Here is an 18793-nt window from a genome sequence, read left to right as displayed (position 1 = left end):
GTGCTCGAAAGGTTCGCGATCATGCCACGAAAGCGCGGCACGACCCGCGCCGTTGCGCGGCTCCGACGCTCCCGATCCGGCGCCGGCACGGCGGCGGAGGGGGTACGATGACGCGCACGATCGGCCGCTTCGAGATCCGCCGCGAACTCGGCCGCGGCGCACAGAGCGTGGTGCACCTGGCGTGGGACCCGCAGCTCGAGCGCGAGGTGGCGCTCAAGGCGCTGCACCTCGGCCCCCGCCCCGGCCACGACAACGCCTCGCTGCTCGCCGAGGCGCGCGCGGTGAGCCGGCTGCGCCACCCCGGCATCGTCCCGGTGTTCGAGGCCGGCGAGGACGGCGGCGATCCTTACCTGGTGTTCGAGTACGTGCCCGGCGAAAGCCTGGCCGCGCTGCTCGACCGGCGCGGGCCGCTACCTGCCGGCGAGGCCGTGGAGCGCATGCTGGAGATACTCGCCGCGCTCGCCGAGGCGCACGCGCAGGGCGTGATCCATCGCGACCTCAAGCCCAGCAACGTGCTGCTCGACGCCGGCGGCCATGCGCGCGTGATGGATTTCGGCATCGCCCGCCGCATCGAGGCCGCGGGGGCCAGCGAAGGCCTCTCGGGCACTCCGGGCTACATGGCGCCGGAGTACATCGAGCGCCGCGAGATCGGCCCGCGCAACGACGTCTTCGCCGCCGGCGTGCTGCTGATCGAGCTGCTCGCCGGTCGTCCGCTGGCGCGCGAGGGCGGCGTGAAGAGGGTCCTCGAGCGCACGCGCAGCACACCCGTCACCCTGCCCGCGGACGGCCCCCCGGTCGACGAGGCCCTGGCCGCGATCGCGCTGCGTGCCGCCGCGCTCGACCCGCTCGCGCGCTTTGCCGACGCCGCCGAGTTCCGCCTCGCGCTCGAAGCCTGGCGCCAGCCCGCCGAGACCGACCCGGAGGCCGGCAGCGAGGCCAGGCCGGGCGCGGTGGATTTCCTGATGCGCCGCATGAAGCACCGCGGCGACTTTCCCGCACTCTCCGAATCGGTAGTGGCGATCAACCGCATCGCGGCCAGCGAATCGGAGAGCGTGGGCACCCTGTCGGCACTGATCCTGCGCGACTTCGGCCTCACCAACAAGCTGCTGCGGGTGGTGAACTCCGCGCATTTCCGCCCCGCCGGCGGCGGGCGCATCAGCACGATCTCGCGCGCGGTGGTGGTGCTCGGCTTCGATGCGGTGCGCAACATCGCGATCACCGTGCTGCTCTTCGAGCACCTGCAGAACAAGTCCAACGCCAGCCAACTGCAGGAGGAGTTCCTGCGCGCCTGCCTGGCGGGCCTGTTCGCGCGCGAACTCGCCCGGCGCCTGCGCCTGCGCGACGGTGAGCAGAGCTACATCTGCGCGGTGTTCCACAATCTGGGCAGGCTGCTGTGCCAGTTCTACTTCCCGGAGGAGAGCGAGGACATCCGCCGCGTCGTGCAGCAGCACGGCTGCAGCGAGGAGAGCGCGGCGCAGCGCGTGCTCGGCGCCGGCTACGAGGAACTCGGCATCGCGCTCGCGCGCGCCTGGGGCTTCCCCGAGCTGATCCAGAACAGCATGCGCACCCTGCCCGAGGGCCCGGTCCATGCGCCGCGCAGTGCCGACGAGCGCCTGCAGAGCCTGGCCGCCTGCGCCAACGCGTGTTGCGATGCGGTGTCGCGCCTCGCCCCCGCGGAGCGCGAGCGTGCGCTGGCCGACATCGCCGCGCGCTTCGACGAGGCCGTGCCGGTGCCTGCGCGCGAGGCGCGCGAGCACCTGCGCAGCGCGGTCGACGAGATCGGCGAATTCGCCCGCGTGGTCAAGGTAAGCCTCGCGCAGACGCGCTTCGGGCGCAACCTGCGTCACTTCATCGACGGCAGCACGCCGGCGGAGGGCGCACGGGTCGACGCCACGCTGATGCCCGCCTCCGCGCTGCTCGAGCAGTCGCTGCCCGCCGAGGGCGGTGCGGAAGGCCAGCGCGCCGCCGACCCGCAGGCCGTGCTGAGCGCAGGCATCCAGGACATCAGCAACAGCTTGGTCGAGGATTTCCGCCTCAACGACGTGCTGCGCATCATCCTCGAGACCATGTACCGCGCGATGGGCTTCAAGCGCGTGCTGCTGTGCGTGCGCGACGCGCGCAGCAACGCCATGTGCGGGCGCTTCGGCTTCGGCCCCGAGGTAGGCGAGCTCGCCAAGCAGCTGCGCTTCAGCCTCTCGGCCCAGCCCGACAACGTCTTCAACGTGGCCACCGCACGCGGCGTGGACGTGCTGATCAGCGATGTGGACGACCCCAAGATCGCCGCCCGCGTGCCGGCCTGGTACCGCAGGTCGGTGGCGGCGCGCACCTTCGTGCTCTTTCCACTCACGATCAAGGGCCGCCCGGTGGCGATGATCTACGCCGACAAGGATCGCGCCGGAGAGCTGCGCATCGGCGAGCAGGAGCTCGCCATGCTGCGCACCCTGCGCAACCAGGCGGTGCTGGCGATCAAGCAGGCGGGCTAAGGTGAATCGCCCCCGCGAGGCTTCCGGGGACGAGCACGCGAGCCCCGCTCACTGCGGATCGATCCGCAGCACCCGCCCGGCGCTCTCGTCGAGCAGCCACAGGCGGCCGTCCGGCCCCTGGCGCACGTCGCGGATCCGCCCCAGGCCTTCGAGCAGGCGCTCCTCGCGCACCACGCGCTCGCCATCGAGCACCAGGCGGGCGAGCAGCTGGAACTTGAGTGCGCCGACGAAGAGGTTGCCCTGCCACTGCGGGAAGGCATCGCCGGTATAGAAGGCCATGCCCGAGGGGGCGATCGAGGGTGTCCATTGCAGCACCGGCGCCGCCACGTCTTCGCGCTCGCTGCCGGCGCCGATCTTGCGGCCGGTGACGTATTCGCGGCCGTAGGTGATCTCCGGCCAGCCGTAATTGCGCCCGCCCAGGGTGCGGTTGATCTCGTCGCCGCCCTGCGGGCCGTGCTCGTGGGTCCACAGCTCGCCGGTGCGCGGGTGCAAGGCCGCACCCTGCACGTTGCGGTGGCCCCAGGACCAGATCTCGCCGCGCACGCCTGCGCGCCCCACGAGCGGGTTGTCGGCGGGCACGCCGCCGTCGGGATCGATGCGCACCACCTTGCCGAGATGGCTGTCGAGCGCCTGCGCGCGCTCGCGGTGGTGGAACCGATCGCCCAGGGTCACGAACAGGCGGCCGTCGCGCCCGAACACCAGGCGCGAGCCCCAGTGGTGATTGCCCGCGGGATCCTCGTCCTGCGCGAAGATGCGGCGCACGTCCTCGAGGCGCAGGCCGTCGACGTCGAGCCGCGCGCGCGCCACGGCGGTGCGCGCTCCCCGCGCGGTCGGCTCGGCGTAGGAGAACACGATCAGGCGGTCACGGTCGAAGTCGGGCGCGAGCGCAACGTCGAGCAGGCCGCCCTGCCCGCGCGCATGGACCTCGGGCACGCCGGCGATGGGTTCCGACACCCGCCCTGCCGTATCGACGATGCGCATCCGCCCCGGGCGCTCGGTCACCAGCATGCGACCGTCGGGGAGGAAGGCGAGCGCCCACGGACTCTCCAGACCGCGCGCGACCTCGGTCACGCGCAGCGGCCCCGTCTCGCTCGGATACACCATGCCGGTCGCGCCCGCGAGCGGGGCGTGCATGCTGCCGGCGGCGAGCATGCCGGCGAGCAGCGCGACGCGCAGCGCTGCGCGCGTGCGCGAGCTCGAAAGTTCGCGAACTTTGCCATCCTGCATCGGGTCATCTCCCCAGGTTATTGCGCGCCGCACCACGCGCCGCGCATTTGCCGCTAAGCTCCGCCAGCCATCGACGCACGACACCGAACCGCCGCCACCTTCCCAGCGCTGCTGCGCGCGCCGCACCACCGACAGGCAGCCAACCGCTTTTTTCGGACCACAGATGCCCACATCCGTTCGCACGCTGCTGCGCGTGCTCTTCATCGCCGCCCTCGGTGGCGCCTTCTGGCTCGCGCTGATGCCGATCGAGCCGGTGATCAAGCTGTTCTCCTGGCAGGACAAGGTCGAGCACGCCCTGCTCTTCGCCGGCCTCGCGATCCTCGGCGTCGCCGCCTGGCCGCGACGCGTCGGCCTGCTCGCGGCCGGGCTGCTGGCCTACGGCGCGGCGATGGAGGTGGCGCAGTCGACCACCGCCTACCGCGTCGGCGATCCGCTCGACTGGCTCGCCGACGCGGTCGGGCTGCTGGTCTTGCTGCCCTTCCTCCGCAACCGGAAAACGAACACGGCGAACGCCCGGTAAACTCCCTGCCGGCACGCGGGCCCATGCGGTCCGCGCTCGACACCTCCCGAACAGGCCTGCCCATGCTCCACCACCCGCGCATCGCCCTCGTCACCGGCGCCACGATGGCCAAGCCGGATCCCGAAACCCACCTGCTCGTCGACGCCCTCGCGCAGCGCGGCATCGTCGCCGACGTGCCGCCCTGGAACAGCGAACAGGACTGGGCCGCGTACCCCCTCGTGGTGGTACGCACGCCATGGGACTACTTCCGCCACCTCGACGCTTTCCTGGCCTGGGCCGAGCGCACCAGCGCGCTCACCCATCTCGTCAACCCGGTAGCCGTGATCGCGTGGAACAGCCACAAGGGCTACCTGCGCGAACTCGCGGCCGGCGGCGTCGCCACCGTGCCCACGCTGTGGATCGAACGCGGTGACACCGCCCCCGGCGCACGGCTGACCGCGCAGGGCTGGGACGAGGTGGTGGTCAAGCCTGCGGTGTCCATCGGCGCCATCGGCGCCCTACGCGCCAGGGCCGACGACCCCGCCTGCCGCGCGCATCTGGAGGACCTGGTCGCAGCGGGCGACGTCATGGTCCAGCCCTTCGTGCACAGCATCGCAGAGGCGGGCGAGGTGTCGATGATCTACTTCGGCGGGGTCTTTTCCCATGCCATCTGCAAACGCCCTGCCGCAGGCGACTATCGTGTGCAGGACCTGTACGGCGGCACGGTGCATGCGCACACGCCGAGCGCGGCCGAGCGCAGGCTGGCCGAGGCCGTGCTCGCGCAGGCGCCCGCGGCGACCACCTATGCCCGGGTCGACCTGGTGAGCCACGAGGGTCGGCCGGCACTGATGGAGCTGGAGGCCATCGAGCCCGAACTCTTCCTCGGCGCAACCCCGGACGCGGCCGCGAACTTCGCCGCCGAACTGGCACGCCGGCTCGAAGTGGCGCAGGCGCAAGGATAGGCGCGGGCACGGGCGCACCGTGCGATCCGCCGCCAGCACCGGCGGCGCGCCTTTTTTGCGGTCGGGCGCACCTGCCGGCGCACACCTTGTTATCATCGCGGCCTTTCCAATCAAGCGCTTGCGCACTTCAACCACCGATGAGCATCGACCGCCACACCCTCGAACTCCTCGCCCCCGCCAAGACCGCCGACTTCGGCATCGAGGCCATCGACCACGGCGCGGACGCGGTCTACATCGGCGGCCCGGCCTTCGGCGCGCGCTCCTCCGCGGACAACTCGGTGGAGGACATCGCGCGCCTCGTGCAGCACGCCCACCGCTATCACGCCGAGGTCTTCGTCGCCACCAACACCATCCTCTTCGACCACGAGATCGAGCCGGCGCGCAAGCTGATCTGGCAACTGTACGATGCCGGCGTCGACGCGCTCATCGTGCAGGACATGGGCCTGCTCGAGCTCGACCTGCCGCCGATCCAGCTCCACGCCAGCACCCAGACCGACATCCGCGACGCGAGCAAGGCGCGCTTCCTGCAGGACGTGGGCTTCTCGCAGATCGTGCTGGCGCGCGAGCTGTCGTTGAACGAGGTGAAGAAGATCGCCGCGGCCACCACCTGCCAGCTCGAATACTTCGTGCACGGCGCACTGTGCGTGGCCTTCTCCGGCCAGTGCTACATCAGCCACGCGCACACCGGGCGCAGCGCCAACCGCGGCGAGTGCTCGCAGGCCTGCCGGCTGCCCTACGACCTCAAGGACAAGGACGGCCACACCGTCGCCAGCAACCAGCACATGCTGTCGATGAAGGACAACAACCAGAGCGCCAACTTGCGCGCGCTCGCCGCCGCGGGGGTAAGCTCGTTCAAGATCGAGGGCCGCTACAAGGATCTCTCCTACGTCAAGAACATCACCGCGCACTACCGCACGCTGATCGACGAGATCCTCGAGCACCCGGACACCGACGGCGCCCGATATCGCCGCGCCTCCAGCGGACGCACCTTCTTCTTCTTCACCCCGCAGGCCGACAAGACCTTCAACCGCGGCTACACGGACTACTTCACCAACGATCGCCGCCACGGCATCGAGGCGTTCGAATCGCCCAAGTTCGTCGGCGAGCCCATCGGCCGCGTAAAGAAGATCGACACCAAGGGGCGCAAGTTCTTCGACGTCGAGCGCGCGGCGCCGATCCACAACGCCGACGGCCTGACCTGGTACGACCCCAAGGGCGAGCTCACCGGCCTGCGGGTGAACCGCGCCGAGGCGGACGGCGGCGGCGAAGGCATCGACCGCATCTTCCCTGCCGACCCCCTGCCGACCGACCTGGTCCCCGGCACCTCGCTGTTCCGCAACCATGACCACGAATTCGAGCGCGCGCTGGGGAAGAAGTCGGCCGAGCGCCGCATCCGTGTCGATGCACGTTTCGCCGCCACCCACGACGGCTTCGCGCTGACCCTGACCGACGAGGACGGCGTCGCCGTCACCGCGACGCTTGCCGCCGCCTTCGAGCCGGCACAGAACGCCGAGCGTGCACTCGCCACCCTGCGCGAGCACCTCGGCAAGCTGGGCAACACGATCTTCAGCGCAGGCGAGCTCGTGCTCGACCTGCCCGCCGCGCCCTTCCTGCCCGCCGGACAGCTCAATGCGCTGCGCCGCGATGCCGTGGAGCGGCTCGAGGCCGGCCGCCTCGCGGCCCACGCCCGCCCGCTGCGGGCCGCGCCGGTCGAGCCGCCGGTGCCCTACCCGCAGGACGCGCTGAGCTACCTCGCCAACGTGTCGAACGACAAGGCGCGCGCCTTTTACGCCCGCCACGGCGTCAAGCTGATCGACGCCGCATACGAGGCCAACGAGGAGCGCGACGACGTCTCGCTGATGATCACCAAGCACTGCCTGCGCTACAGCTTCAATCTGTGTCCGAAGGAGGTCAAGGGCATCCGCCCCGACCCGATGCAGTTGGTCAATGGCGACGAGACGCTGACGCTGAAGTTCGACTGCAAGCGCTGCGAGATGCACGTCATCGGCGCGCTGCGTCCCCACGTGGCGAAGATGCGCGACACCGTGGTGGCGCACAAGGTGAGCTTCGTACCCCAGCGCAAGACCAACGCCTCCGTGCGCTGACCCCCGCCGTCCCGCCCGCGCCGGTGGACAAGGCTCTTGATGTGGAGCGGATTTAACGTTAACGTCAACGTTAAATCACGGCGTTCCGCCAATCGCCCAGCAGGAGGAGACCATGTACCCCCGCTCGCTCACCGTCCTCGAGGGTCGCCGCAAGGCCGCCGGCGCCCGTTCCGCCCTGGACACCGCCGAACGTGCGATCCGCCACGCGATCGGCGCCGGTTTCCGCATCGGCTGTCGCGTGCTCGTCGGACGCGTGCCCGGAAGCGTGATCGGCTATAACATCGCGAGTTCGGGCCGCTTCGGCGGCGCCGCCTATCCGCTGCTGGTCGAGACCGAATTCGGCATCGCCAAGTGCAGCATGCAGGAAGTCTGCCCGGCCTGAGCCTCACGCGCGGGCGGGCGCCAAGCCCGAGCCATGAACGCCACGCCCGTCCCCCCCGCAGCCGAGCCCTCCGCGTCTTCCGCCCCCTCCACCGCGGAGTCCGGGCGCTCCTCGCCCATGCCTTCCGGAGCCACGCCCTGCGGCGCACCCGCTGGCGCGCCTGCGCAGCCGACCGTTTCTGCCACGACCGCCGCCTCGCCCACCCGGGTCCTGCCGGTGGACCAGCTCGCCGCACAGCCTGCGACCGACGCCCCCCTCGTGGTGCTCGCACTGTGCGCGCAGTGGTGCGGCACCTGCCGCGAGTTCCGCCCCACGCTCGAGCGCCTCGCCGAGGCAAGGCGCGACGTCGTTTTCGCCTGGGCGGACGTGGAAGACGATGCCGAACTCGTCGGTGATCTCGACGTGGAGAACTTCCCTACCCTGGCGCTGTTCCGCGCCGGCGTCGCGCTGCACTATGGCGTCAGCCTGCCGCATGAGAGCGTGGTGGCGCGCCTGGTCGAGACCTTCGCCGCCGCAGCACCCCGCGCCGCGCCGGGCTTGGCGGCGGAGATCGGAGCACTCGCGCGCCGCCTGTCGCAGCCGGGCGGCGGCTGAGGCGCCGACATGCGCACCCGCGCCTCCGCATGGGTTCGCGCCTTCGCCGCAGCCGCAAGCCGGCGCGGCGCACCGCGCACAGGCCTCGCGTGCGGGGCGCTCAACGCAGCGGGATGGCGAGCGCAGCCGGGACCGGCACGGCGGTGACGCTGTTCTGCGGGCTGCCCTCGATCAGCTTGTCGCTGTAGACGAGATAGACCAGCGTGTTGCGCTTCGGGTCCACCATGCGCACGATGCGCACTTTCTTGAACAGGATCGAGGCGCTCTGCGAGAACACCTCCTCCTGCTCGCGCAGCGGACCGGAGAAGGAGATGTCGCCGACCTGGCGACAGGCGACCGAGGCGTCGGACGTGTCCTCGGCGAGGCCGAAGGTTCCCTTGAGACCGCCGGTGCGCGCGCGCGAGACGTAGCAGGCCACGCCCTTGACGGAGGGATCGTCGAAAGCCTCGACCACGACCTGGTGGTTGCGGCCGATCAGCTTGAACGCCGTGTCGACGTGGCCCACCGTCTCGGCCACGGCCACTCCGGGCAGGGCGACACCCAGCGCGAGCACTGCGGCTGCGACCGAGGCGGACAGCGACGGACGACGCGATTCAAGTACCGCATGGGACTTCAGCATGAAGGCCTCCAGAAGGCTGCGAGACCGACATTATCGCACCCCCAAGACACCATCGGGATGCGCGCGTCCGCATCCGGGCGGCATGCCGCGGCATCGTGCCGCCGGCGGTCGGTGCCCGGCGGCTCCGCGCCTGACGGCGCCGCCGGACGGCGTCAGAGGCTGTCGCCGAAGTCCTTGCGGAACTGCGCGACGAGTTCGTTCTGCCAGTCGGATACCGGCGCGAGGCGGCCGTAGAAGAAGCGCAGGATCTCCGGCTCCTCGGTGAATACCAGACCACCGATCAGGCGCCGGTTGGCGTACAGCCACTCGAGACGGTCCACCGCGTACTTGACCTGCGACAGCGTGAACACCCGCCGCGGCATCGCCAGGCGCACCAGCTCCATGTTGGCGAAGAGTTCGCTGCCGTCAGGCTCGCGCTGTTCGGAGAGCGTGCCGCGCTCCATTCCACGGATGCCGCCGGCGATGTAGAGCGCCGAGGCGAGCGCGCCCGCCGGGTACTGCGCCTGCGGGACGTGGTCGACGAACTGCATCGCGTTGATGTGGCAGCCCAGGCCGCCGGCGGGGGTGATCACCGGGATGCCGCGCTTGACGAGCTCGTCGACCATGAAGCCGATGAACTGCGGACCCTGGTTGATGACCTCCTCGTCCATGGTTTCCTCGAGGCCCACGGTGAGCGCCTCCATCTCGCGCACCGACATGCCGCCATAGGTCAGGAAGCCCTCGTAGAGGGGCACCAGGCCGCGCATGCGGCGGTACAGCTCCTCGCTGCGGATGCACATGCCGCCGCCGCGCGCGCAGCCAAGCTTGCGCGCGGAGAAGTAGATCACGTCGCACAGGTCGGCCATGCGGCGGGTGATGTCGCGGATGCTCAGGCCCTTGCAGGCCTCCTCGCGCTCCTTGATGAAGTGCAGGTTGTCGGCGAGCAGGCTGGCGTCCATCACCAGCATCAGCCCGAACTCGTCGCACACCCTGCGGATGTCGGCGAGGTTCTGCACCGAGAAGGGCTGGCCGCCGATCAGGTTGGTGCCGGCCTCCATGCGCACGAAAGCGATCTTGTCGGCACCGTGCAGGCCGATCACGTCGCGCAGCTTGGCGACGTCCATGTTGCCCTTGAAGGGATGCACGCTGACCACCTCGAGGCCCACGTCGGCGACGAGCTCCTCGACCTTGCCGCCATTGAGCGTGATGTGCGCCTTGGTGGTGGTGAAGTGGTAGTTCATCGGCACCACCGAGCCCGGGGACACCAGCACCTGGGCGAGGATGTTCTCGCACGCGCGGCCCTGGTGGGCGGGCAGGAAGAAGGGCATGCCGAAGATCTCGCGCAGCTTGTTCTCCAGCCGGGTGTAGGTGGCGCTGCCGGCGTAGCTGTCGTCGGCGATCATCATCGCCGCCAGCTGCTGGTCGCTCATCGCATTGACGCCGCTGTCGGTGAGCATGTCCATGAACACGTCGGCGTTGCGCAGCAGGAAGGTGTTGTTGCCCGCCTCGGTGATCGCCTCGAGCCGGCGCTCGACCGGCGGCAGGTTCAGCTTCTGGACGATGCGGACCTTGTGCATCTCGAGCGGGATCGACTCTTCTCCGAAGAACTTCACTTTCGCCATGACGGGCTGCCTCCTCGTGCGACTTGCGTGGATGAAGGTCGCCATCGGACCACGACGGGGATCAGCGGATGTTGATGCAGCGCAAGAGTCGTTGACGCGAACGGAAACATGGCCGCGGCATCCGCTTCGCTTCCTGAGCGGAATCAAGGGAAGGAAGCGGCCAGGCTGGCAGACTTGCGCTCAGTGCCTCATCGACGCGGCCCTGCGCCGCCCGCCCCGCCGTGACCCTTGCCGTGCCCCTCTCCCCGACCGCTCCAGTCCCGACCCTGGCTCCCCGACCGCCGCAGGCGGCCGCGGGGCGCATCCCCGGCAGCAAGGCGATGTGGGTGGGAATCTTCTGCGAGATCACCGAGTTCGCCCTGCTGTTCGCGGTCTTCTTCATCGCCCGCGCCCACCACCCGGAAGCCTTCCAGGCGGGCCCCGAGCGGCTCTCGCTGCTGGCCGGCACCGGCTATACCCTGATGCTGCTCACCAGCGGCTGGTGCGTGGCGCGCGCGCTGCACGCGATGCGACGCGGCGACCGACGCGCGACGGTGCGCTGGATGCTCGCCGGCTTCGTGTTCGGGCTGGGCTACCCGGCGATCAAGATCTTCGAGCTGCAGCGCAACTTTGCGCTCGGGCTCGACGGCAGCGCCGGGGTATTCATCGTCAGCTACTACTACCTGACCTTCACCCACCTGGTGCATGTGTTCTGGGGCCTGCTCGGCATGATGTGGGTGATCGCGCGTACGGGCCTGGGCGCCTACACCCCCGAAGAGCACAGCGGGCTGGAGGCCTTCGCCTGCTACTGGCACGTCACCGACATGATCTGGCTGATGATCTTCCCGCTCTTCTACCTGCTCGGATGAGGAAACCCGCATGAGCCCCGAACGCAAGATCGATCTCGCCTGGCTGATGCTGGTATTGCTCAGCGTGGGCGGCGCGGGCATCGCCCGTTCCGACGCGAACGCCGTGCTGGTTGCGGTGGGCGTGTCGCTGGTGATGGCGATCAAGCTGCGTCTGGTGTGCAACTACTTCCTCGAGCTCCACGAAGCCCACCCGCGCATCCGCCGGGCCGTGCTCGCCTTCTGCCACGGCATGCCGATCCTGGTCATCCTCACCACCGCCTTCGGCGACACCCTCTCCAGCCTCACCGGCGCGCTGCTCGGCTAGGCCGGCCGACGGCGCAGCAGGCCGCCGCCTCGTGCAAGCCGGCCGCGCTCACCAGTGCGGCGGGATCTCGTCTTCGGGGCGAAGGGGGTCGCCCGGCTGCAGGGTCTTGACCTGCTGGGCGAGCTGATGCAGATGCTGGCGCAGCAGGTCGAGTTCCTGCTGCTGGCGCCAGACCGTGCGGTTGAGCTCGTCGAGGAGGTCCTCGGCGGCCATCAGCTTGGTCTCCAGCACGACGATGCGCTCTTCCATGGCGGGCGGTCCTGAATCGGTTTGCGGGCACGCATTCTAGCCGGCGGCGGCGGCCAGGCGGGCGAGCGCCCAGGCGACGTGCTCGCGCACCACCGCATCCTCGTCGTCCGCGCGCGCCTGCAAGGCCGCGCGCGCGGCGGGCGTCGCCGGGCCGTTGCCGAGCGCGACCGCGATGTTGCGCAGCCAGCGCGCGTGGCCGATGCGGTGGATCGGGCTGCCTGCGGTGCGCTCGGAGAACTCCGCCGCGGTCCACGCGAAGAGCTCGGCCAGCCGGGCGTCGTCGAGGCCCTGGCGGGGGGCGAAATCGGGCTCGCGGCCAAGCTGGGCGAAGCGGTTCCACGGGCACACGAGCTGGCAGTCGTCGCAGCCGTAGATGCGGTTGCCGAGCAACGGGCGCAGCTCCTCGGGGATCGCGCCGTGCAGCTCGATGGTGAGGTAGGAGATGCAGCGCCGTGCGTCGAGCCGGTAGGGCGCGACGATGGCGCCGGTGGGGCAGGCGTCGATGCAGGCCGTGCAGCGCCCGCAGTGCGACGCCACCGGCGCGTCCACCGGCAGCGGCAGGTCGGTGAGGATCTCGCCGAGGAAGAACCACGAACCGGCGGTGCGATCGAGCAGCAGGGTGTGCTTGCCGCGCCAGCCCAGGCCCTTGCGACTGGCGTGCTCGACTTCGAGGATGGGCGCCGAGTCGGTGAACACGCGGTACTGGTGCGGCACCTCCGCGCTGATGCGGTCGGCGAGCTTCTGCAGGCGGTTGCGCACCAGCTTGTGGTAGTCGCGGCCGAGCGCGTAGCGCGACACATAGGCGCGCTCGGGGTCGCCGAGCACGTCCATGGCCGGCGCGGCATCCGGCCAGTAGCCCATGCGCACGCTGATCACGCGCACGCTGCCGGGCAGGAGTTCGGCGGCGCGCGCGCGTTTCATGCCGTGGCGCACCATATAATCCATGTCCCCGTGGAAGCCGGCCTCCAGCCAGGCGACCAGGCCGGGTTCGGCGTCGGCGAGATCGACCCCGCCCACGCCGACCGCGTCGAAGCCGAGTTCGCGCCCCCACTGTCTGATCCGCGCAACAAGTGCCGCACCGTCGAGGACGGTCCCGTCGACCGCCGCCCCGTCCGGCGTCGGCAATTTTGTTTCCATTTGTCAGAGGTCCCGATGATCGAGTCGATCCAGACTGCCGATGATAACGGCGCGCGCCTGCAGGCGCATTTACCCGACGAGGCGGCCACCGTGGCGCTTGGCGGCGCGCTCGCCGGCGTTCTCGCGCCCGGACTGCAGATCTGGCTGCAGGGCAACCTGGGCACCGGCAAGACCACCCTCACCCGCGGCCTGCTGCGCGCGCTCGGCCACGAGGGCAAGGTGAAGAGTCCGACCTACACCTTGATTGAACCTTACGTGGTTTCTAGCTTAAACTTATATCACTTTGATTTTTATCGCTTCACCTCGCCCGACGAATATCTCGACGCGGGGCTGGACGAATACTTCGCCGGTGAGGGCGTCTGCATCGTGGAATGGCCGGACAAGGCCTCGCCCCATCTGCCCTCTCCCGACGTCGAAATCGTCCTGCAGGCCGGTGAATCCGGGCGGGATGTGGCGATCAGCGCAAACACGGAAGCGGGGCGAACATGCGTGATCGGACTGGTGAAAGCTTTGCGGGGCGCGGACCCGGCGCCCGGGACGACCTGAGTCTCGGCCAGACTCCGGGGCTTGCGGTCGAGGCCTTCGCCGCGGGGCGCATCGATCGCCGCGGCCTGCTCAAGTTCGCCGGCGCCTCGCTCGCCATGCTGGTGAGCCCGGTCGGGCTGGCGAGTTCGGCAAGCCTGCTCGCGGTGCGCGTATGGCCCTCGGCCGAATACACCCGCATCACCCTCGAGGGCTCCTCGCGCCTGCGCCACAGCCACATGCTGGTCGAGGACCCGCAGCGCCTGGTGGTCGACCTCGAGGGCGTGCAGCTCGACAGCGTGCTGCAGTCCCTGCCCTCGAAGGTGCTCGACTCCGACCCCTACATCCGCCTGATCCGCGCCGGGCAGAACCGACCGGGTGTGGTGCGGGTGGTGATCGAGCTCAAGGCCGCGATCAATCCGCAAGTTTTCACGCTCGACCCGGTGGGCAACTACGGCCACCGCCTCGTGCTCGACCTGCACCCGACCGAGGCCCACGATCCGCTGATGGCGCTGATCATGAAGGACTCGCCGATGGACGCCGCGATGGGCGACGCCGGCGGCAACACCACCGCGGTGGCGCGCGAGGAGCCGCGCGAGCCGGTGCGCCGCGGCAAGCGTAACGAGCCGGCGGTCGATCGCCTGTACACCGTGGTGCTGGACGCCGGCCATGGTGGCGAGGATCCGGGTGCGATCGGTCGTGGCGGCAGCTACGAGAAGGACGTCACGCTGTCGATCGCCCAACGCCTCAAGCGCAAGATCGACGCCATGCCCGGCATGCGCGCGGTGCTCACGCGCGACGGCGACTACTTCGTGCCGCTGCACCAGCGCGTGGCGCGCGCCCGCCGGGTGCGCGCCGATCTCTTCGTGTCGATCCACGCCGACGCCTTCGTTCGCCCCGAGGCCAACGGCAGCTCGGTCTATGTGCTCTCCGAGCGCGGCGCCTCGAGCTCGGCGGCAAGCTGGCTGGCGCAGAAGGAGAACGATGCCGACCTCGTGGGCGGCGTCAACCTCGCCCGCCAGGACGGCCACATCGCCCGCACCCTGCTCGACCTGTCGCAGACCGCCACGATCAACGACAGCTTCAAGCTCGGGCGCGCCATGCTCGGCGAGCTCGGCACCATCAACCGGCTGCACAAGCCCGAGGTGGAACAGGCCGGCTTCGCGGTGCTGCGCGCACCCGACATCCCCTCGGTGCTGGTCGAAACCGCCTTCATCAGCAACCCGCAGGAAGAGCGCCGTCTCAACGACGAGGCCTACCAGGACAAGATGGCGATGGCGCTGATGCGCGGCGTCAAGCGCTATTTCGAGGAGCACGCCCCGAGCGGGCCGACCCGCGTGGCGCGGCTCGACTGAGGGCGAGCGCACCGCCCGCATCCCGAGCAAGTCTGCCCGCAAGGCCCGCAATAGCGGGCTTTGCCGCTATAATCGCGGCTTTTTCAGGCGCTTATGCAGGTTCACCGCGGGATTCCCGAGCAGGCCGACACGGCTGCGGTGCTCACCATCGGCAACTTCGATGGCGTGCATCTCGGCCATCAGGCGCTGCTTTCGCTGCTCACCGACAAGGCCCGTGCGCTCGGCCTGCCGGCGGTGGTGCTCACCTTCGAGCCGCACCCGCGCGAATACTTCAGCCCCGCCGACGCCCCTGCCCGCCTCGCCTCGCTGCGCGAGAAGCTGCTGCTGCTTTCCGCCGCCGGCGTCGACCGCTGCCACGTCTGCCGCTTCGACGCTCGCTTCGCCGCTCAGCCCGCGCAGGCCTTCATCGACGACATCCTGGTGCGCGGCCTCGGCGTGCGCCATCTCTTCATCGGTGACGATTTCCGCTTCGGCGCCCGCCGCCAGGGCAACTTCGCGATGCTGCGCGCGGCCGGCGCCGAGGGCGGCTTCGGGGTCGAGTCCATGCCCACGCTCGCCGTCGCGGGCGAGCGGGTGTCCAGCTCGGCGGTGCGGGCCGCGCTCGCGGAGGGCGACCTCGCCCACGCCGCGCGCCTGCTCGGCCGCCCCTACAGCATCGCCGGTCGCGTCAGCCACGGCGACAAGCTCGGCCGCCAGCTCGGCTTCCCGACCGCGAACATCCAGATGAAGCACCGCCGCCCGGCGCTGGGCGGTGTCTACGTGGTAAGCGTCGAAGGCCTCGCATCCGGCCCGGTGGCCGGCGTCGCCAACATCGGCCTGCGCCCGACCGCGACCGCGAACGGCCGCGCCCGCCTCGAGGTCCACCTCTTCGACTGGACGCAGGACTGCTACGGCGCCCACATCCGCGTACATTTCCTGCATCGCCTGCGCGCCGAGCAAAAATTCCCCTCGCTCGACGCGCTGCGCGCGCAGATCGCCCTCGACAGCCAGACGGCCCGCGACTGGCTGGCCGCGAACCCCCTGCCCGCCTGAAGGCCCGACGAACCCCGCCGATCCCACCGACTTCCGATCCCGCCATGGCCGACTACCGCAAGACGCTCAACCTGCCCGACACCCCCTTCCCGATGCGTGGCGACCTGCCCAGGCGCGAGCCGAACTGGATCGCCGACTGGCAGCAGAAGAAGCTCTACCAGCGCATCCGCAAGGCCAGCGCCGGCCGGCCCAAGTTCGTGCTCCACGACGGCCCGCCCTACGCCAACGGCAGCCTGCACATCGGCCACGCGCTGAACAAGATCCTCAAGGACATCATCGTGCGCTCGAAGACGCTGGCCGGCTTCGACGCGCCCTACGTTCCGGGCTGGGACTGCCACGGCCTGCCGATCGAGCACAAGGTCGAGGTGACGCACGGCAAGAACCTGCCCGCCGACCGCGTGCGTGAGCTGTGCCGCGCCTACGCCGCCGAGCAGATCGAGATCCAGAAGGCCGACTTCATCCGCCTCGGCGTGCTCGGCGACTGGGACAACCCCTACCGCACGATGGACTTCGCCAACGAAGCCAACGAGATCCGCGCGCTCGCCGAGATGACGAAGAACGGCTACGTGTTCAAGGGCCTGAAGCCGGTGAACTGGTGCTTCGACTGCGGCTCGGCGCTGGCCGAGGCCGAGGTGGAATATGCCGACAAGCCCTCGCCGACGATCGATGTCGCGTTCCCGGTATCCGACGCGGACGCCGGCACTCATTTGCGTAAACTCGCCGCCGCATTCGGCCTGGCCAGGCTCGACAAGCCCGCCGCCGCGGTGATCTGGACCACCACCCCGTGGACCATCCCCGCCAACCAGGCGCTCAACGCCCACCCCGAGTTCGACTATGCGCTGGTCGATGTCGGCGATCGTCTGCTCGTGCTCGCCAGGGAACTCGTCGAATCCGCGCTGCAGCGCTTCCAGCTCGCAGGCACCATCATCGCCACCGCCAAGGGCGCGGCGCTCGAACGCATCGAGTTCCGCCACCCCTTCTACGACCGCGTCTCGCCGGTGTATCTCGCCGAATACGTCGGCATCGACGCCGGCACCGGCATCGTGCACTCGTCGCCAGCGCACGGCGTGGACGACTTCAACTCGTGGCACGCGTACGGCCGCAGCAACGACGAGATCCTGTCCCTGGTGACGGGCGGCGGCCAGTACGTGTCCGACCTTCCCTTCTTCGGCGGCATGAACATCTGGAAGGCCAACCCGGCGATCGTCGACAAGCTCGCCGAGGTCGGCGCCCTGCTCTCGCACGGCAAGATCACCCACAGCTACATGCACTGCTGGCGCCACAAGACGCCGCTCGTCTATCGCGCCACCGCGCAGTGGTTCGTCGGCATGGACAGGGTCGCCGCCGACGGCTCCACACTGCGCGAGCGCGCGCTGCGCGCCGTGGAGGCCACCAAGTTCTACCCCGCGTGGGGCCAGGCGCGCCTGCACGCGATGATCGCCAACCGCCCCGACTGGTGCATCTCGCGCCAGCGCAACTGGGGCGTACCGATCCCCTTCTTCCTGCACAAGGAGACCGGCGAGCTGCATCCGCGCACCGTCGAGCTGATGGAGGAGGTCGCGCTGCGCGTGGAGCAGGAGGGCATCGAGGCCTGGTTCAAGCTCGATGCCGCCGAGCTGCTCGGTGCCGAGGCCGCGCAGTACGAGAAGATCAGCGACACGCTCGACGTCTGGTTCGACTCCGGCACCACGCACAAGCACGTGCTGCGCGGCTCGCACAACGACGGCCACCCCGAAGGCCCGCGTGCCGACATGTACCTGGAAGGCTCCGACCAGCACCGCGGCTGGTTCCACTCCTCGCTGCTCACCGGCTGCGCGATCGACGGCCACGCCCCCTACCGCAGCCTGCTCACCCACGGCTTCGCGGTGGACGGGGCCGGCCGCAAGATGAGCAAGTCGCTCGGCAACGTGGTGGTGCCGCAGGAGGTCACCGGCAAGCTCGGCGCCGAGATCCTGCGCCTGTGGGTCGCGTCCACCGACTATTCCGGCGAGCTGTCGATCTCGAAGGAAATCCTCGACCGCGTGGTCGAGGTCTATCGCCGCGTGCGCAACACCCTGCGCTTCCTGCTCGCCAACACCGCCGACTTCGACATCGCCACGGACGCGGTGCCGCTCGAACAGTGGCTGGACATCGACCGCTACGCGCTCGCCTTCACCCGCCAGCTCGCGCAGCAGGCCGAGGCCGACTACGCGAAGATGGAGTTCCATCGCGTCGTGCAGGCGCTGCAGGTGTTCTGCGCCGAGGACCTGGGCGCCTTCTACCTCGACATCCTGAAGGATCGCCTGTACACCACCGCCGCCGGCAGCCTGCCGCGTCGCGCCGCGCAAACCGCGCTGTGGCACATCACGCAGACGCTGCTGAAACTGATGGCGCCGATCCTGTCCTTCACCGCCGAGGAGGCCTGGACGGTGATCCACCCCGGCAAGGACGAGGGTACGCAGGATAGCGTGATGCTGCACACCTTCCACGCCCTTCCCGCGCAGGAAGGCGAAGCCGGGCTGATCGCGCGCTGGGAGACCATCCGCGCCGTGCGTGCAGAAGGCCTCAAGGTCATCGAGGCGCTGCGCACCGAAGGCAAGGTCGGCGCCTCGCTGCAGGCGGAACTGGAGCTCGCGCTCACCGCCGACAAGTTCGCCGCGATGGCCAGCCTGGGCGAGGACCTGCGCTTCGTCACCATGACCTCGGCGGCCACCCTGTCCGAGGTGGCCCGCGCCGAGGACGAGCGCGTCGTCGCCACCCCGAGCGCGGCGCAGAAGTGCGAGCGCTGCTGGCACTACGTCGACACGGTCGGCAGCGACGCCGAGCACCCCACCCTGTGCGGGCGCTGTGCGAGCAACCTGTTCGGCGAAGGCGAAACCCGCGCCCATGCCTGAG

At 69.9% G+C, this 18793-nt stretch carries 17 protein-coding genes; 12 read left to right on the top strand and 5 right to left on the bottom strand.

Going from position 1 to position 18793, the window contains the following annotated elements; genetic code table 11:
* Positions 1-107: 107 nt before the first annotated feature.
* Entirely contained in the window at positions 108-2483 is a 2376-nt protein-coding gene (locus ACZ5PP_RS00635; RefSeq protein WP_464826579.1) for a protein kinase domain-containing protein, read from the top strand.
* A 48-nt stretch (positions 2484-2531) separates the two neighbouring features.
* Here the strand turns inward: ACZ5PP_RS00635 and ACZ5PP_RS00630 are convergent, their stop codons facing one another.
* Positions 2532-3710 carry a PQQ-dependent sugar dehydrogenase gene (locus ACZ5PP_RS00630; protein WP_004317754.1) on the bottom strand — a complete coding sequence of 393 codons (1179 nt, stop codon included), beginning with the start codon at positions 3708-3710 and terminating at the stop codon, positions 2532-2534.
* A gap of 163 nt (positions 3711-3873) precedes the next feature.
* On the opposite strand from ACZ5PP_RS00630, the gene ACZ5PP_RS00625 reads away from it, so the two are divergent.
* From ACZ5PP_RS00625 to ACZ5PP_RS00605, 5 genes are all read left to right on the top strand, one after another.
* Entirely contained in the window at positions 3874-4230 is a 357-nt protein-coding gene (locus ACZ5PP_RS00625; protein WP_043745332.1) for a VanZ family protein, read from the top strand.
* Positions 4231-4292: 62 nt separating this feature from the next.
* Positions 4293-5171, top strand: a complete 879-nt coding sequence (locus ACZ5PP_RS00620; RefSeq protein WP_043745329.1) for an ATP-grasp domain-containing protein — start codon at positions 4293-4295, stop codon at positions 5169-5171.
* 137 nt (positions 5172-5308) lie between these two features.
* Entirely contained in the window at positions 5309-7276 is a 1968-nt protein-coding gene (locus tag ACZ5PP_RS00615; protein WP_043745326.1) for a peptidase U32 family protein, read from the top strand.
* A gap of 112 nt (positions 7277-7388) precedes the next feature.
* A complete protein-coding gene (locus tag ACZ5PP_RS00610) occupies positions 7389-7658 on the top strand; it encodes a hypothetical protein (protein WP_004317758.1) in 270 nt (89 codons plus the stop codon).
* Between the two features lie 117 nt (positions 7659-7775).
* Positions 7776-8252: a thioredoxin family protein gene (locus tag ACZ5PP_RS00605; RefSeq protein ID WP_374615906.1), complete on the top strand. Its 477-nt coding sequence runs from the start codon at positions 7776-7778 to the stop codon at positions 8250-8252.
* A gap of 100 nt (positions 8253-8352) precedes the next feature.
* Here the strand turns inward: ACZ5PP_RS00605 and ACZ5PP_RS00600 are convergent, their stop codons facing one another.
* Both ACZ5PP_RS00600 and ACZ5PP_RS00595 read right to left on the bottom strand, forming a co-directional pair.
* Positions 8353-8871: a CreA family protein gene (locus ACZ5PP_RS00600; RefSeq protein WP_004317760.1), complete on the bottom strand. Its 519-nt coding sequence runs from the start codon at positions 8869-8871 to the stop codon at positions 8353-8355.
* Positions 8872-9023: 152 nt separating this feature from the next.
* Positions 9024-10472: a tryptophanase gene (locus tag ACZ5PP_RS00595; protein WP_464826578.1), complete on the bottom strand. Its 1449-nt coding sequence runs from the start codon at positions 10470-10472 to the stop codon at positions 9024-9026.
* A 320-nt stretch (positions 10473-10792) separates the two neighbouring features.
* Between ACZ5PP_RS00595 and ACZ5PP_RS00590 the strand changes: the two genes are divergently transcribed.
* On the top strand, positions 10793-11320 hold the full coding sequence (locus tag ACZ5PP_RS00590) for a cytochrome c oxidase subunit 3 family protein (protein ID WP_004317764.1): 528 nt from the start codon (positions 10793-10795) through the stop codon (positions 11318-11320).
* A 10-nt stretch (positions 11321-11330) separates the two neighbouring features.
* Complete coding sequence (locus tag ACZ5PP_RS00585; RefSeq protein WP_004317766.1) at positions 11331-11624, top strand: cytochrome C oxidase subunit IV family protein; 294 nt, start codon at positions 11331-11333, stop codon at positions 11622-11624.
* A gap of 48 nt (positions 11625-11672) precedes the next feature.
* On the opposite strand, the gene ACZ5PP_RS00580 is transcribed toward ACZ5PP_RS00585, so the two are convergent.
* Both ACZ5PP_RS00580 and queG read right to left on the bottom strand, forming a co-directional pair.
* Positions 11673-11873, bottom strand: coding sequence for a SlyX family protein (locus ACZ5PP_RS00580; protein WP_004317769.1), 201 nt, complete (start codon positions 11871-11873; stop codon positions 11673-11675).
* Between the two features lie 36 nt (positions 11874-11909).
* Positions 11910-13010 (bottom strand): tRNA epoxyqueuosine(34) reductase QueG, encoded by a 1101-nt coding sequence (gene queG / locus ACZ5PP_RS00575; RefSeq protein ID WP_012585184.1) that lies wholly within the window; start codon positions 13008-13010, stop codon positions 11910-11912.
* Positions 13011-13025: 15 nt separating this feature from the next.
* Between queG and tsaE the strand changes: the two genes are divergently transcribed.
* The 4 genes from tsaE to ileS all read left to right on the top strand — a co-directional run bounded on the left by tsaE (position 13026) and on the right by ileS (position 18792).
* A complete protein-coding gene (gene tsaE / locus ACZ5PP_RS00570) occupies positions 13026-13556 on the top strand; it encodes a tRNA (adenosine(37)-N6)-threonylcarbamoyltransferase complex ATPase subunit type 1 TsaE (RefSeq protein ID WP_004310094.1) in 531 nt (176 codons plus the stop codon).
* Positions 13496-14887 carry an N-acetylmuramoyl-L-alanine amidase gene (locus ACZ5PP_RS00565; RefSeq protein WP_464826577.1) on the top strand — a complete coding sequence of 464 codons (1392 nt, stop codon included), beginning with the start codon at positions 13496-13498 and terminating at the stop codon, positions 14885-14887. The genes tsaE and ACZ5PP_RS00565 overlap by 61 nt, the downstream gene beginning before the upstream one ends.
* Positions 14888-14980: 93 nt before the next feature.
* Entirely contained in the window at positions 14981-15919 is a 939-nt protein-coding gene (locus ACZ5PP_RS00560; RefSeq protein ID WP_004310090.1) for a bifunctional riboflavin kinase/FAD synthetase, read from the top strand.
* Positions 15920-15963: 44 nt separating this feature from the next.
* Complete coding sequence (gene ileS / locus ACZ5PP_RS00555; protein ID WP_004310088.1) at positions 15964-18792, top strand: isoleucine--tRNA ligase; 2829 nt, start codon at positions 15964-15966, stop codon at positions 18790-18792.
* Position 18793: the final 1 nt, after the last annotated feature.

Source organism: Thauera sp. DNT-1, from assembly GCF_055393985.1.
Note: the sequence above shows the minus strand (reverse complement) of the source record. Positions and strands in the feature narration are given on the sequence as shown.